This window comes from Geodermatophilus siccatus (assembly GCF_900103785.1).
Lineage (GTDB): Bacteria > Actinomycetota > Actinomycetes > Mycobacteriales > Geodermatophilaceae > Geodermatophilus > Geodermatophilus siccatus.
In genome coordinates, this window is sequence record NZ_FNHE01000013.1 from 144056 (window position 1) to 158952 (window position 14897).

11 protein-coding genes and 1 pseudogene are annotated in these 14897 nt (G+C 73.5%); 6 read left to right on the forward strand and 6 right to left on the reverse strand.

Features of this window, described 5'->3' with window-relative positions; genetic code table 11:
• Positions 1–52: 52 nt before the first annotated feature.
• From BLS21_RS21210 to BLS21_RS21220, 3 genes are read right to left on the reverse strand one after another with little or no spacing between them, the layout of a single operon-like run.
• A complete protein-coding gene (locus tag BLS21_RS21210) occupies positions 53–2197 on the reverse strand; it encodes a phage holin family protein (protein ID WP_091223191.1) in 2145 nt (714 codons plus the stop codon).
• Entirely contained in the window at positions 2194–2814 is a 621-nt protein-coding gene (locus tag BLS21_RS21215) for a DedA family protein (protein WP_091223193.1), read from the reverse strand. The genes BLS21_RS21210 and BLS21_RS21215 overlap by 4 nt, the downstream gene beginning before the upstream one ends.
• Positions 2811–3611, reverse strand: a complete 801-nt coding sequence (locus BLS21_RS21220; protein ID WP_091223195.1) for an MBL fold metallo-hydrolase — start codon at positions 3609–3611, stop codon at positions 2811–2813. The genes BLS21_RS21215 and BLS21_RS21220 overlap by 4 nt, the downstream gene beginning before the upstream one ends.
• A gap of 220 nt (positions 3612–3831) precedes the next feature.
• Here BLS21_RS21220 and BLS21_RS21225 point away from each other — a divergent pair, with 220 nt between their 5' ends.
• The 5 genes from BLS21_RS21225 to nrfD all read left to right on the forward strand — a co-directional run bounded on the left by BLS21_RS21225 (position 3832) and on the right by nrfD (position 10279).
• Positions 3832–4368 carry a PDDEXK family nuclease gene (locus BLS21_RS21225; RefSeq protein WP_175479687.1) on the forward strand — a complete coding sequence of 179 codons (537 nt, stop codon included), beginning with the start codon at positions 3832–3834 and terminating at the stop codon, positions 4366–4368.
• A gap of 284 nt (positions 4369–4652) precedes the next feature.
• A complete protein-coding gene (locus tag BLS21_RS26530; RefSeq protein WP_091223197.1) occupies positions 4653–5213 on the forward strand; it encodes a dehydrogenase in 561 nt (186 codons plus the stop codon).
• A gap of 12 nt (positions 5214–5225) precedes the next feature.
• Entirely contained in the window at positions 5226–7943 is a 2718-nt protein-coding gene (gene fdh / locus BLS21_RS21235) for a formate dehydrogenase (RefSeq protein WP_091223199.1), read from the forward strand.
• Positions 7944–8076: 133 nt separating this feature from the next.
• Positions 8077–9141, forward strand: coding sequence for a 4Fe-4S dicluster domain-containing protein (locus BLS21_RS21240; RefSeq protein WP_091223201.1), 1065 nt, complete (start codon positions 8077–8079; stop codon positions 9139–9141).
• Positions 9142–9220: 79 nt separating this feature from the next.
• Entirely contained in the window at positions 9221–10279 is a 1059-nt protein-coding gene (gene nrfD, locus BLS21_RS21245) for an NrfD/PsrC family molybdoenzyme membrane anchor subunit (RefSeq protein ID WP_091223202.1), read from the forward strand.
• 76 nt (positions 10280–10355) lie between these two features.
• Here the strand turns inward: nrfD and BLS21_RS21250 are convergent, their stop codons facing one another.
• Positions 10356–10904, reverse strand: a complete 549-nt coding sequence (locus BLS21_RS21250) for a response regulator transcription factor (RefSeq protein WP_091223204.1) — start codon at positions 10902–10904, stop codon at positions 10356–10358.
• A gap of 86 nt (positions 10905–10990) precedes the next feature.
• Between BLS21_RS21250 and BLS21_RS21255 the strand changes: the two genes are divergently transcribed.
• A complete protein-coding gene (locus BLS21_RS21255; protein ID WP_091223206.1) occupies positions 10991–11563 on the forward strand; it encodes a hypothetical protein in 573 nt (190 codons plus the stop codon).
• 250 nt (positions 11564–11813) lie between these two features.
• On the opposite strand, the gene BLS21_RS21260 is transcribed toward BLS21_RS21255, so the two are convergent.
• Positions 11814–13424: a sugar transferase gene (locus BLS21_RS21260; protein ID WP_091223208.1), complete on the reverse strand. Its 1611-nt coding sequence runs from the start codon at positions 13422–13424 to the stop codon at positions 11814–11816.
• A 357-nt stretch (positions 13425–13781) separates the two neighbouring features.
• A pseudogene (locus BLS21_RS25655) lies at positions 13782–14897 on the reverse strand (hypothetical protein); the annotation flags it as partial.

The following is a 14897-nucleotide window of genomic DNA, read 5'->3' on the forward strand; positions in this document are numbered from 1 at the left end:
CCACGAGGCGCGACGGAGTTCACGCGGACGTCACCGCCCGTGCGGCGGCCGGTCACACCGGGACGTCGGAGGAGCGCGGCGCCGTCGCGCTGAGTGCTCCGACGGCGCCGTCCCCGGTCGGTTCGGGGTGGCCCAGATCGGTGAGCCAACCGCGCAGGACCCGGTGCAGCGCCTCGGCGCCGACGACCTCACCCGGCGCCCGGAACGAGCGCGGGTGCAGCAGGAAGGCGTGCTGCTGCGGGCCGCCGAGCCCGCCGTGCGAGCCGACGTGCGGCTCAAACGCCGAGGCCTCGTCGGTGGCCGGGTCGTAGCGGCTGTTGACGACGACGTCCGGGCAGTGCGGGAACGTCGAGCCGCGGGCCACCAGGCCGGCGGCGTGCGGGCCGTAGGGGAGCAGCGGGTCCTCGCCGACCACCTCGCCCGTCGCCAGGCGGTGCAGCCCGTCGCGGCCGAGCACCACCGGGCCGTGCTCCTCGGAGTGCACGAGCAGGAACCCGACGCCGTCGTGGTCGACCAGGCCGGGCAGCAGCGCCGGCCAGTGCCGCTCGATCTCCTCCAGCGACACCCGGCCGGGGATGTCGGCGAAGGACACCATCGCGGTGTGGCCGGAGACGGCGACGACCACCCCCGGTGCCACCCGCGGCACCCGGCCCTCGCGGTCGGTGGGCAGCTCGTGCGCGTGCGGCACGCCCTCGGCACGCTCCACCCGCTCGCGCAGCCGGCGGGCGATCGGCCCGCCGCCCTCGGCCAGCGCCGCGCCGACCTGCCAGCCCTCGGTGAGCCGCCGGCTGTCCCGCGGGCCGGTGAGGTGCCCGGCCGGCAGCTCGCCGCGCCCGCCGCAGAGCCGGCCGACCAGCTGCTCGACGGTCTCGCCGAACCGGGTGGCGAAGGACTCACCCTGCGTCTGGCCGTGGTCGGAGAGGCAGACCAGGTGGTACTCGCGCGGCGCGAGCTGGGCGGCGCGGTGCAGCCGGCCGATCTGCTGGTCGATGCTGCGCAGCACGGCCAGGCTGTCGGCCCGCTCCAGTCCGCCGTGGTGGGCGGCCTCATCGTAGCCGAGGAAGTCCGCGTAGGCGACCGGCCGGCCGGCGAGCATGTCCTCCAGCAGCGCGAAGACCACGACGTCGCGGGAGATGACCGTCGTCCCCGGGCGGGCCAGCGGGTAGACGCCGCCGCGCGACACCCGTGGCCGGACGTCGTCCCGGCGCTCGCGGGCGGCGGCGACGAGCTCGCGGTACACGTCGACGAGGGAGCCCGCGAGGGTGCGCAGCGCGTTGCCCGGGTCGGCGAAGTAGGCGTAGTAGCCGGTGCCGGCGCGCTGCCGCCGCTGCCGCGCCCGCCGGCTGGTCGCGGGGACGACGTGCGCCAGCGAGCTCATCGTGAGGCTGACGTGCTCGGCGTCCCCCGTGAACAGGTTGCCGTGGCTGGCCCCGCCGCCGGAGAGCAGCCCGCGGCCGTCGGAGTGCGCCCGCTCGATCTCGGCGGCGTCGGTCGGCGACGAGACCCGGACGATCCGGTCGCGGTCCTTGTCGTACCAGCGGAAACCCGGGATGTCGGCGTTGGAGCCGTGCAGGATGCCGCAGACCGAGGCGCCGGTCTGCGAGCTCCAGTCGGTGTGCCAGGTGGTCAGCACGTGGCTGCCCGAGCGCAGCCAGGCGGCCAGGTTCGGCATCGAGCCGTCGCGGACGGCGCGGCGGGCGGTGTCGTACGAGAGCGCGTCGATCTGCAGGAACAGCACGCCGGGCGGGCACGGTTCGCCCTCCGCCGTCCCCCGGGCCCGGCGGCGCGCGCGGCGGAAGAACAGCTCGTCCTCGTCCAGGGCGAGCACGCTGCTGACCAGCCCCGACACCCCGGCCATGGCGACGCCCACGACGACCGCGGTGCGCAGGTCGGCGATGACGACGCCGGGCACGAGGAAGGACAGGCCGAGCACCGCGGCGCCCAGCAGCAGGAAGCTGCCCAGGCCGAGGGTGAAGAAGACCAGCGGCAGGGCGACCCGCATGACCAGCGGCCACACGACGCCGGTGAGCAGGCCGAGCAGCAGCGCGATCAGCGGCGGCTGCCACCACGACGGCATGGTGAACGCGCCGAGCCAGCGGTCCAGGACGACGAGCGCGGCGGTACTGGCCGCCCAGGTGAGGACGACGCGCGCCGGCGTGCGGCCCCGCTGCAGGACCCGCCCGGAGGGTGCGGTCATGCCGGGCCGCAGGTCGAGGGGTCGGGCTCGGGGTCGGGGGTGCGCCGGCGGTGCGAGCCGACCGCGTTGAGCACCGCACCCACGAGGAGCACCAGCACGGTGGCCAGCAGGACGGCGATCAGCGGCGAGTCGAAGATGCCGCCGCTGACCACGCCGAGGGCGGCGTAGGCGACCGCCCAGAGGAACGCGGCGAGCAGCGACGCCGGCAGCAGCCGCCGCCACGGGTAGGCCAGCGCGCCGGCGGCCAGCAGCACCGGGATGCGGCCTGCGGGCAGCAGCCGGCCGACGACGACGATCTGCCAGCCGTGCCGGCGGAACTGCTCGCGGACCTCCTCGATGCGCTCGGCGTGCTGGCCGCGGGCGACCCAGCGGACCGCCGCGGGCCCGCCGAACCGGCAGATCGCGAAGGTGACCAGGTCGCCGGCCCAGGCACCGAGCGTGGCCACCAGCACGACGAGCACGAGGTTGAGCTCGTGGGCGGTCACGGCGAAGGCCGCGCCCGCGCCGACCACCGCACCGGTGGGGACGACGGGCACCACCGAGCCCAGCAGCACGCCGCCGAAGAGGACGGGGTAGCCGATCGAGCCGTCGGTCCAGCCGGCCGCGAGCGCGCTCACGACGTCGTCCCGACGGGGGCCGGCAGCGGCACCGGGCAGCCCGGCTCGGCGACGACCACGGCGGTGTCCGGGCCGCGGGCGGCGACCGCGGCGGCGAAGTCGCGGGGCGGGTCGGTCAGCAGCCGGCGCATCCTCGGCAGGTGCGTGGTGCCGGACAGCGCGAGGGTGCCCCAGTGCACGGGGACGGCGACCCGCGGCCGCAGCCGCGCCACCGCCTCGGCCGCGCCTGCCGGGTCGAGGTGGCCGGGGCCGAGGGTGAGACCCCACCCCCACACCGGCAGCAGCGCGACGTCGACCCCGCGCTCACCGAGCAGGGTCATCGCATCGGTCAGGTCGGTGTCGCCCGCGACGTACAGGCGGTGTCCACCGCCGTCGACCAGGTGGCCGACCGCGGGGGTGTCCGGACCGTGCGTCAGCCGCGGACCCCAGCGGTGCCCGGCGTGCTCGGCCGGGACGGCGGTGACCCGCAGCGCGCCGTGGGGGATCGTCTCACCGGGCAGCACCTCGACCACGTGCCGGAAGCCCCGCGCCCGCAGCCACGCCCCGGCACCTCGGGGGACGACGACCCGCACGTCCGGGCCGAGCAGCCGCAGCGAGGGCAGGTGCAGGTGGTCGCCGTGCAGGTGGCTGATGAGCACGAGGTCGACGTCGGCGTACGTCTCCGGCGCGGGGGCCGGCACCACGCGGCGCAGCGGCCCGACGCGCCCGGTGAGCAGGGGATCGGTCAGCACCGTGTGCCCGGCCGACTCGACGCGCACCGTCGAGTGGCCGAGGAAGTGCAGCTGCAGGCCGCCCACCGGTCCAGTATCGACCGCCCCTCCGACGATCCGGCACCGGTTGGACCCGTGAGGGGAGTGCCTCCCCTCCCCTCCACGCCTCCGCCTCCCGTCCACCGCCTCCTCTTCCGCCTCCTCCGCCCCCCACCGCGAGCACGTCGTCGTCCCCTCGCGGCGGCAGCTGCCCAGGCGGTCGGGGCTGACCGTCCACGAGCGGCTCCTCAGCGAGGACGACGTCGTCGTGGTCGGCGGGCTGCCGCTGACGTCGGGCCCGCAGACGTTCCTCGACCTCGCCGCCCGGTTGCCGGCCGCGGAGCTGGTGGCGGTCGGTGACGCGTTCGTGCGCTCCGGCGAGATGGACGCCGCGTCGTTGGCCCGGCGCCTCGAGCGGGCCGACCGCGTGCGGGGCGTCGTCCGTGCCCGTGCGTGCGCCCCGCGGCTGGACGGGCGGGCGGCGTCGCGACCGGAGACCTCGTCCGCTACTGGCCGGCGACCAGCGACCTGTCCGACCCGCAGCTGCAGGTGCCGGTGCGCGACCGGTGGGGGGCGCGAGGTGGCGCACGCCGACCTGCGCTACCCGGAGTGGAAGGTCGCGCTGGAGTACGAGGGGCGCCAGCACGCCGACCCCGACCAGTTCGCGCGGGACGTCGACCGCTACTCGCTGATGGCGGCTGACGGGTGGCTGGTCCTGCGCTTCGCCGGCCGGCACCTGGGCAGTCCGGTCGTCGTCGTGGACCGCACGCGGCGGGCGCTGCTCAGCCGCGGCTGGCGCCCCTGACGCGTGGGCGTCACCGTCGATCGCCCCCACCCGCGACGCCTGCTCCGGCGTTGATCACGGGGTTGTTGCCGGGGCGCGCGATGGCACGCCGACGGAGCCTGCGACAACCCCGTGATCACGGCGGAGGGGGAGGCAGCAGGAGGGGGAGGGGGAGACAGCAGAGGAGCGGCAGGGGGACGAGCGGATCACCGCAGGCCGGACGGCGGAACGGCAACGGCCGGTTGTCGTCGACGACCGCGGGTCCCGGAGCGCCGAGTGGGCGCAGGAGTGGCAGAGTTGCGCACGTGAAGACCTGGCTCGACGCGTGGCCGGTGTTCCGGCAGCTGACCGGGCCGGACCCCCTCGGACGCGGGGCGGCCGCACGCAGCAAGGCGACGGAGAACGTGGTGAGCCGCACGGCCACCGCCGACCGCGTCGTGCAGAGCGTGTGCCCGTACTGCGCGGTGGGGTGCGGCCAGCGGATCTACGTCAAGGACGAGCAGATCGTCCAGATCGAGGGCGACCCGGACTCGCCGATCAGCCGCGGCCGGCTGTGCCCCAAGGGCAGCGCCAGCAAGCAGCTGGTCACCAGCCCGACCCGCGTGACGACGGTGAAGTACCGCCGTCCGTTCGGGACGGAGTGGGAGGACCTCGACCTCGACACGGCGATGCACATGATCGCCGACCGCGTCCTCGAGGCCCGCCGCAAGGGCTGGCAGGACGATAACGACGGCAAGCGCGTCAACCGCACCATGGGGATAGCGAGCCTCGGAGGGGCGACCCTCGACAACGAGGAGAACTACCTCATGAAGAAGCTCTACAGCGCCATGGGCGCGATCCAGATCGAGAACCAGGCGCGCATATAGCACTCCGCGACGGTGCCCGGTCTGGGTGCCTCGTTCGGTCGTGGCGGTGCCACGAACTTTCAGGAAGACCTCGCGAACTCCGACTGCATCGTCATCGAGGGTTCGAACATGGCCGAGTGCCACCCGGTGGGTTTCCAGTGGGTGGGCGAGGCCAAGGCGCGCGGCGCGAAGGTCGTGCACATCGACCCGCGGTTCACGCGCACCAGCGCGATCGCCGACCTGCACGTGCCGCTGCGGGTCGGCACGGACATCGCGTTCCTCGGCGGCCTGATCAAGTACGTGCTCGACAACGAGCTGTACTTCAAGGAGTACGTCGTCGCCTACACCAACGCCGCGGCGCTGGTGAGCGAGGACTTCGTCGACTCCGAGGACCTCGACGGCCTGTTCTCCGGCTTCGATCCCGAGCGCAACCAGTACGACGAGGCCAGCTGGCAGTACGAGCCGGAGGAGCCGCCGCACTCGGGCTCGGACCACCCGGCCGAGGCCGCGGAGCAGAAGGCGATCGAGCAGCACTCCGACGTCAAGAAGGCCGACCGCGCGCAGGCGGCCGGCAGCGGCGGGCCGCCGATCGCGTCGAAGCCCAAGCGCGACGAGACGCTGCAGCACCCGCGCTCGGTGTTCCAGGTCCTCAAGCGGCACTTCGCCCGCTACACCCCGGAGATGGTGGCCGAGGTCTGCGGCATCGAGCCGGAGGTGTTCCTGCAGGTCGCCCGCTGGGTGACCGAGAACAGCGGCCGCGACCGGACGACGGCGTGGGTGTACTCGGTGGGCTGGACGCAGCACAGCGTCGGCGCGCAGTACATCCGCACCTGCTCGATCCTGCAGACGCTGCTGGGCAACATCGGCCGTCCCGGCGGCGGGATCCTGGCGCTGCGCGGGCACGCGAGCATCCAGGGCTCGACCGACGTCCCGACGCTGTTCAACATCCTCCCCGGCTACCTGCCGATGCCGCACGCGCTGCAGCACGGGAGCCTGGAGGAGTACTGCGCCGACGCGGCCGGCAAGGCCGGCTTCTGGGGCAACAAGCGCGCCTACATGGTCAGCCTGCTCAAGGCCTGGTGGGGCGACGCCGCGACGCCGGAGAACGACTTCGCGTTCGACTACCTCCCGAAGATCGACGGCGACCACAGCTCCTACCGGACGATCGCCGACATGATCCAGGGCAAGGTCTCCGGCTACTTCCTGGTCGGCGAGAACCCGACGGTCGGGCACCCCAACGGGCGCATGAACCGCTTCGGGCTGGCCAACCTCGACTGGCTGGTCGTCCGCGACCTGCAGATGATCGAGTCGGCGACGTTCTGGAAGGAGTCCCCCGAAATCGAGACGGGGGAGCTGTCCCCGGACACGATCGGCACCGAGGTCTTCTTCATGCCCGCGGCGACGCACGCGGAGAAGGAGGGGACCTTCACCCAGACGCAGCGGCTGCTGCAGTGGCGGCACAAGGCGGTCGAGCCGCCGAACGACGCCCGGAGCGACCTGTGGTTCTACTTCCACCTCGGTCGCATCCTGCGTGAGCGGTTGGCCGACTCCACCGACCCCCGGGACCGCCCGCTGCTCGACCTCACCTGGGACTACCCGACGCACGGTCCCGAGGTGGAACCGAGCGCCGAGGCCGTCCTGCGGGAGATCAACGGCACCGGCCCGGACGGGCGTGCGGTGTCGGGCTACCTGGAGCTCAAGGACGACGGCTCGACGACGTGCGGCTGCTGGATCTACTCCGGCGTCTACGCCGACGAGGTCAACCAGTCCGCCCGCCGCCGGCCCGGCCGCGAGCAGGGGTCGGTGGCCTCCGAGTGGGGCTGGGCCTGGCCGTACAACCGGCGGATCCTCTACAACCGCGCCTCGGCCGACCCCGACGGCAAGCCGTGGAGCGAGCGCAAGGCCTACGTCTGGTGGGACGAGGAGGCCGGTCGCTGGACGGGTGTCGACAACCCGGACTTCGAGGCGACCAAGCGGCCGGACTACGTGCCGCCGGAGGGGGCCAGGGCGCAGGACGCGATCGCCGGGACCGACCCGTTCGTCATGCAGGGCGACGGCAAGGCGTGGTTGTTCGCGCCCGCGGGGCTGGTCGACGGCCCGCTGCCGACGCACTACGAGCCGGCCGAGTCCGTCGTCGAGAACGCCCTGTACAAGCAGCAGGCGAACCCGACGCTGGAGCACATCGAGGGACCGTGGAACCGGGAGAACCCGCCGCGCAGCGAGGTCTTCCCGTTCCAGGTGACCACCTACCGGCTGACCGAGCACCACACCGCCGGTGGGATGAGCCGCACGCTGCCCTACCTGTCCGAGCTGCAGCCGGAGTTCTTCGTCGAGGTCAGCCCGGAGCTCGCCGAGCTGCGCGGCCTGACCAACGGCGAGTACGCCACGCTGGTCAGCTCGCGGACGGCGATCGAGGCGAAGGTGCTGGTCACCGAGCGCATCCGGCCGATCCGGCTGCGGGACGGCCAGGTCGTGCACCAGATCGGGATGCCCTACCACTGGTCCTACAGCGGCATCTCGACCGGCGACGGGGCCAACGACCTGCTCGGGATCGTGCTCGACCCGAACACGCACATCCAGGAGGACAAGGTCAGCACCGCCGACATCCGGCCGGGACGGCGTCCGCGCGGCCCGGAGCTCATCGAGTTCGTGGAGGGCTACCGGCGGCGCGCCGGGGTCGAGTCCGGGCGGGTCGGGGTCAACGGCCGCGACCCGGTCGCGGCGGAGGCCGGCGAGGGATCGAAGCTGTGAGCGCGACCTCGGGGACGTCGATGATCAGGTCAGCTGATCGTCGTGGGTCCTGGCTCACCACCGGTCGTGAGCCAGGACCCACGACGGTGAGCCAGGACGGCGTGAGCAGGTTCGAGACGGAGAGGAGGCCGGCGTGACCTCGATCAGCTCGGCGAGCCCGGCCTTCACCGGGCGCGACCCCGACAACCGGCTGTTCGGGCCGTTGCCCGACGTGCAGGGCGAGGCCGGCTACGACGGCGACCACCCGGCGCGGGTGGGCTTCTTCACCGACACCTCGGTGTGCATCGGCTGCAAGGCCTGCGAGGTGGCGTGCAAGGAGTGGAACACCCTGCCGATGGACGACGCGCACGGCGTGCGCGACGTCATGGGGCTGTCCGGGATGTCCTACGACAACACCGGGCAGCTGGGCGCCAACTCCTGGCGGCACGTGGCGTTCATCGAGCAGACCCGCACCGTGGACCTGCCGATGCCGACGTTCGGCCGGCCCGGCGACGACCGCCAGGACAGCGGCCGCTCGGTCACCGACGGCCCGAACGACGAGAGCCTGGCGACGGCGCAGCAGAGCGTCCTCAACGCCGAGGCCCTGTCGGAGTTCGACCCGCAGACCGGGCAGTCGGGCACGGACAAGCAGATCCGCTGGTTGATGAGCTCGGACGTGTGCAAGCACTGCACACACGCCGGGTGCCTGGACGTCTGCCCGACCGGCGCGCTGTTCCGCACCGAGTTCGGCACCGTCGTCGTCCAGGGCGACATCTGCAACGGCTGCGGCTACTGCGTGCCGTCCTGCCCGTACGGCGTCATCGAGCAGCGCAAGGGCGACGGCCGGGTGTTCAAGTGCACGATGTGCTACGACCGGCTGACCGACGGCCTGCAGCCGGCGTGCGCGACGGCGTGCCCGACGCAGTCCATCCAGTTCGGCAACCTCGACGAGCTGCAGGCCCGCGCCGACGCGCGGCTGGCCACGCTCAAGTCGCAGGGCGTCGAGACGGCCCGGCTCTACGGGCGGGACGAGCACGACGGCGTCGGCGGCGCGGGGGCGTTCTTCCTGCTGCTCGACGAGCCGGAGGTCTACGGCCTGCCGCCGGACCCGGTGGTGACCACGCGCGACCTGCCCGCGATGTGGAAGTCCGCCGGAGCGGCGGCGGCGATGATCGTCGGGGTGGCGCTGTCCGCCGTCCTCGGCTCGCGGAGGAAGTAGACGTGACCGAGCTCGCGAGGTCACGCATGGGCAGAGCGACGTCTGGCACGGCTCCGACGAGCGCCAGCGAGGGGGAGCTGTGACCGAGGGCATCACCACCCCCGGCGCCGGCTGGCGCCGCGCGGACGGGCCGCCGGCGCAGCGGCGGCAGAAGCGGCGCCGCCGCGGCGGGGGCCGTCCCGGCGGCGAGGTGGCGATGGTCGAGGAGGCCGAGTTCACCTCGTACTACGGCCGGCCGATCATCAAGCCGCCGGTGTGGAAGACGCCGGACGTGCCGCTGTACCTCTTCCTCGGTGGCGCGGCCGGCTCGTCGTCGATCATGGCGGCGCTGGCCGACCTCACCGACCGGCCGACGCTGACCCGCAACGCCCGGTACGTCTCCGGGGGCGCGGCGATCGCCTCGGTCGTGTTCCTCATCCACGACCTGGGCCGGCCCGAGCGGTTCCTGCACATGCTGCGGGTGGTCAAGCCGACGTCCCCGCTGTCGATCGGCTCCTACATCCTGGCGCCGTTCAGCGGGGCGGCCGGGGCGACGGCGGCGGTGGAGCTGCTGGGCTGGTTCCCGCGGCTCAAGCGTTTCGGCGGGGTGGTCGCGGCGCTGTTCGGCGGCCCGCTGGCGACCTACACCGGGGTGCTGTTCGCCAACACCGCCGTCCCCTCCTGGCACGCCGCGCACAAGGAGCTGCCGTTCGTCTTCGGCGCCTCCGGCATGGCTGCCGGCGGGGGGTTGTGCATGGCGCTCACCCCGCTGGACGAGGCTGCCCCGGCGCGGAAGATGGGGATCATCGGGGCCGGGATCGAGCTGGCCGCCCTGCGCCGGGTCGAGCACGGCAGCAGCATCGTGTCCGAGCCGTACCGCATCGGTCGCGCGGGCGTGCTGATGCGCGCGGCGAGGGCGTGCACCGCCTCCGGGATGGGACTGGCGATCCTCGGCGGGCGCACCCGGCTGGGCGCCGTCGTCTCGGGCACGCTGCTGGCAGCCGGGTCGCTGCTCACCCGCTTCGGCGTCTTCGAGGCGGGCATGGCCAGCGCCAAGGACCCCAAGTACACCGTCGTCCCGCAGCGCGAGCGGCTCGCCGCCCGCGAGGCCGCTCAGCAGGTCGCCTCGAACGGGCACGCCCCGACGATCACCCGCTGACGCGCCGCCCCGGACGCCCGTCCGCCGCCTCCTGGCCGTGGGCAGCGGGCGGGGGTCGACCGGCCGGAGGAGCCGGTCAGCGGCAGGACGACGGCGGCGGCAGCAGGCCGTCCTCGATGGCGCGCACGTACAGGTCGCGGCGGGTCGGGGCGGGCCGGCCGGCGTCGGCGTACTTGGCGCGGATCCGCCGCAGGTGCGTCTTCAGCGTCTCGGTGTCCATGCCGAGCGAGCGGGCGACCGCCGACTGGACGTCGTTGGTCGACACGTAGGCCAGCAGCACCTCGAGCTGCCGGGGTGCCAGGCGCGGCCGGACCGGCGTCGTCCCCGGCCGGTGGCCGGCGCGAACCCGCCGGAGCGTGCCGACGGGGTCGGTGCCGGGCTCCAGGACGACGACCTGGCAGCCGCGGTCGGCGAGCAGTGCGGTCTGCCCGGCGGTCGGGGCACGGTCGCAGAGGCAGACGTCGGCGCGGGTCCCGAGGACGACCAGCGCCCCGGCGGAATCGGCCCACGCCACCACCTCGAGGCCGGGCACGCCCTCGAGCGCGGCGGTCAGCGCGGCGCGGTCCGGCGGGGCGGCGGCGACGACGGCAACGCGGAGCGTGGTGTCGTCGTCCCTCTGTGGCACCGGGCACCCCCTCCCACCTGCGGGTACGTTCCCATCCACAGCGGGACGCCGCAGGTCCGCCCCGCCGATTGGATGGGGGCGATCGCGTGAGCCAGGCGGGACCGCCGCACCGCACGGTGTCCCTGCACGAGCTGCACGTCGTCGGCCCGCACGGCCTGCCGGTCCGGCACCGCACGGTGCAGGTCGTGCGCGCCCTGCAGCCCGGGCTGGCCTCGTACACCTTCCGCTTGGACCGGCGGGAGGCGTCGGTGCGGGTGTTGCGCGGCGCGACGGCGGGCGAGCCGCGGCCCGACGGCGAGGGGTTCACGGCGGTGGAGCTGTGCTTCCCACGGCCGCTGGGCCTGGGCGAGACCGCGTCGCTGGAGTACGAGACGGTCTTCGACTGGCAGTCGGTACCGCCGCCGCAGCTGCGCCGGGCGGCGCGGCAGCCGGTGGAGCGGCTGGAGATGCGGGTGGCGTTCACGCCCGGGCGGCTGCCGGCCGAGCTGCACTGGGCCCTGTGGGACGGCTACGGCCCCGATGCCGGGCTGCGGGCGGCCGAGCGGGTGCCGCTGGACGACGAGTTCTCGGCGCACCGGTTCATGGACGAGATCGAGGGCGTCACGGTGGGCTTCACGTGGACGTGGCCGCCCGGCGAGGAACCGCGCCTCGACGGCTGAGCCGCTGCACCGGGCGGGCCATGGTCTCCTCGTCCTCGCGTTGCCGGTGAAGTGCCCACGGTCTGTGCCGGACGGCGGCGCGCGGAAGCGGGCGCGGCGGGCATGGCCGGCGGCGAGGACGCGGGGCGCACCGCAATTCCGCGGCATGAGCCCCTTCCGGGTCCCCGTCGGCGTGGTCCGGAGGCGCCGGCCGTGCGCCAAGGCCGAGGACCGGGTGACGGGCACCCGGTCCTCCCGCACCGCACACACCTCAGTAGGCCCCTGAACTCCGCAGCACCGCGCGGATCGTGCGCAGCAGGATCGCGAGGTCGAGCCCGAGCGACCAGTTCTCGACGTACCGGATGTCCAGTTCCACGGCCTCGTCCCAGCTCAGGTTCGATCGTCCGCTGACCTGCCAGAGACCCGTGATGCCAGGCTTCACGAGCAGCCTGCGGTGCATGTCCGGCCCGTACCGCGCAACCTCTCGTTCGAGGGCGGGCCGTGGGCCGACGAAGGACATCTGTCCCTTCAGTACGTTGATCAACTGGGGGAGCTCGTCGAGTGAGTAGCGACGCAAGAACCGTCCCACTGGGGTGACCCGCGGGTCCCGGCGCATCTTGAAGAGCACTGCATTGCCCTCGTTCTGCGACAGCAGCTCGTCCAACTGGCGCTCTGCGTCGGTGACCATGCTGCGGAACTTCAGGACGTCGAAACAGACGCCACGCTTGCCGACCCGGCACTGCCGGTAGAGCGCCGGACCAGGACTGGAGAAGCGAACTGCAGCGCCGATCGCCAGGAGCAGGGGCGAGCCCAGAACGAGCAACACAGCTGCGGCGACCCGGTCGAGGACTCCCTTGACCACCCGCCGGTGGCCGCGGAACTCCGGCTCCCGGATCTGGATCAGCGGGGCGCTTGTCGTCGGCCGGATCTGGAGTCGGTGGGGTGCCACCTCCAACAGTCCCGGTGCCGCGAGGACGTCGATGTTCGTTCCTTCCAGCCGCCAGGACAGGTCACGCAGGTACTGTCCGGCCGTCTCGCTGGCCGAGGCCACGACGACGGCGTCCGCCCCGACCTCGTCCACGACGCGCACGACCTGGCTGAGGTCACCGAGCACGGCGACCTGCGACCGCTCGAGGGACTGCGACCCCGGCGGCTGCGGCACGCATGCGCCGACGACCTGCAGACCGCATGCGGGATCCCGGCGGAGTCGCTGGGCCAGATCCAGGACGGTGCTGTCGCGACCCACCAGCACGACCCGCTTCGCCATGAGCCCCCGGCGCCTGGCCGCATGCAGCCGCCAGCGGTTGAGAGCACGGCTGAGGAGGGTGAGCACGGTGGCCACCGGGACGCCGATGAGCAACAACCGTGTGAGCCCGACAAGGGCAGGCACCTGGGCGGCATAGCCGGCGACGGCGACGGCGATGACCCCGCTGATGGCCACCCGACGGTATTCGACGGCCCCGGTGCCGTGCAGGCGCTCGGCGTAGGTGCTCAGCGACATCAGCAACGCCGGCCAGGCCAGCACGCCGATGGCCGCGAGGGCGATGCCCTGTACCGAGATGGGGCCGGTGAACGGCATCAGCGCGCACGCCGCCGCAATCGCGGCGATGACGTCCCCGGTCACCAGCATCGCGGTGTAGGCCACCAGCCACTCGGGGTTCTGCCGACGCCGTGCGGTGAACGGGTCGTAGACCGGGCGGCTGTGCGTCGTGATGACGACCGACGTCGTGAAGACCGGGGAGCGGGTGCTGGGTTCAGCCAAGCGCCGAAGTTCCCGGCTGTCGTCCGCGCCGAATCGGGGCATCACTGCCGCCGGGCCGGTGGCGGGGGACGGATCGGGGGCCAGGACGCTGTCGAGTCGCTCCCTGAATGCGTCGCTCATCGCGCACCTCCCTCGTCGGGACGGACGTGACGAGAACCCTCGGAGCGGGGGTGCGCGTCGAGGACAGGAGTGAGGTCCTCCGCACGGCCGCGGGGCCGGGCACGGTCACTTCGATCGGTGTCGTGTGCACCTCCGGAGCCGCACGAGCCTGGCGCAGTTGCGAGGACGTGGAGGGACGGGGGACAGGTGGATCGGTTCATGGGGCCAGTCCTTGGCCTAATCGGCACCGGCGGCGAGCGCCAGGGTGCTGTGACATGGCGGGGAAGATGGATCCGGGTGCGATCCGGCCGTGGCCGTGCCCGGACGTGGCGCTGATGACCAGGGCGTTCTCAGGGCGCGAGGACGCGACGCCGAGGGTCAGTCCGGGCGGCTGCCGGGATCGGTCGCAGTGCCGAGAACGTGACCGGCCACGCCAGAGGCCACACGGGCCGCCATGAGGGCGACCGACGCGGCGAGATCCTCATCGAGGACGGCGTCGTCGTCACAGGACTGGTGGTTCTGCCCGCCGCCACACGTGGTCCCGCTCATGCCGGTGCTGGCGACGGGACCGACCGGAACAGGAGCGGCCGGGGCAGCGGGTAGGGGCGGCGTGCCGACGGGGGACGTGAGCGGCACGTCGGTGGCTGCAAGAGCTACGACGTGATCGGAAGCCTGGAGACTGCCTCGTCCGCCGGTGAGATCCTCGGCGACGCTCAGGGGCGTGCGCGATCGATCCACTCCGGAGGCCGGAACCTGGCACACCTCATGGCCGGCACCCGTGAGCACGATCAGCAGGGATGGGAGCGCTGGGAGCCGGCTCCCTGTCAAGGCAACGACTGGGTTCCATGACGCCGTGGGAGCCAATACTGCGGGGGAGGGATCCGTACGAGTGATCAGCTCCTCCGATCGAGGTGCGGTGATCAGTTCCCTCGTGAGGTCGGTGTCCTCCTCGGATCCGGGAATTGCCCCCTGGATCGTCGACGTGGCCGAATGGGAAGCGGCCGACGGTGCAGCCGAACGGAGATCTACGACGACGAATCTGTCGCGGGTCTCCGGGGCGGGTGTGCTCTCCGTTGGCGAGACGCCGAGGACGGGACTCCGGCTCTGCTGGCCAGTGATGCTGTTGTCAGCGCCGACTCCCGTGTCCCTCCCGTGCGCCTGCGGCGTGAGGCTCACCTCGGGCGCTCGCGTCAATGACGCACTGGAGGCGGCCTGTCGTGTCGGCTGGGAGTCGCTGGCTCGAGACGATCGGGTAGCGCCGTCATCGGCGGGTGCCTGGGGGATGGCGGGCTTGGCCGGGGTGGCGGGGCGGTCGGCGGCCGGCGTGGCGGGCTTGGCCGGAGTCGCGGGGCGGTCGGCGGCCGGGGTGGCGGGCTTGGCCGGGCGGTCGGCGGCCGGGGTGGCGGGCTTGGCCGGGCGGTCGGCGGCCGGGGTGGCGGGCTTGGCCGGAGTGCCCGGCTGGGCGGGGCGGTCGGCGGCCGGGGTGGTCGGCTT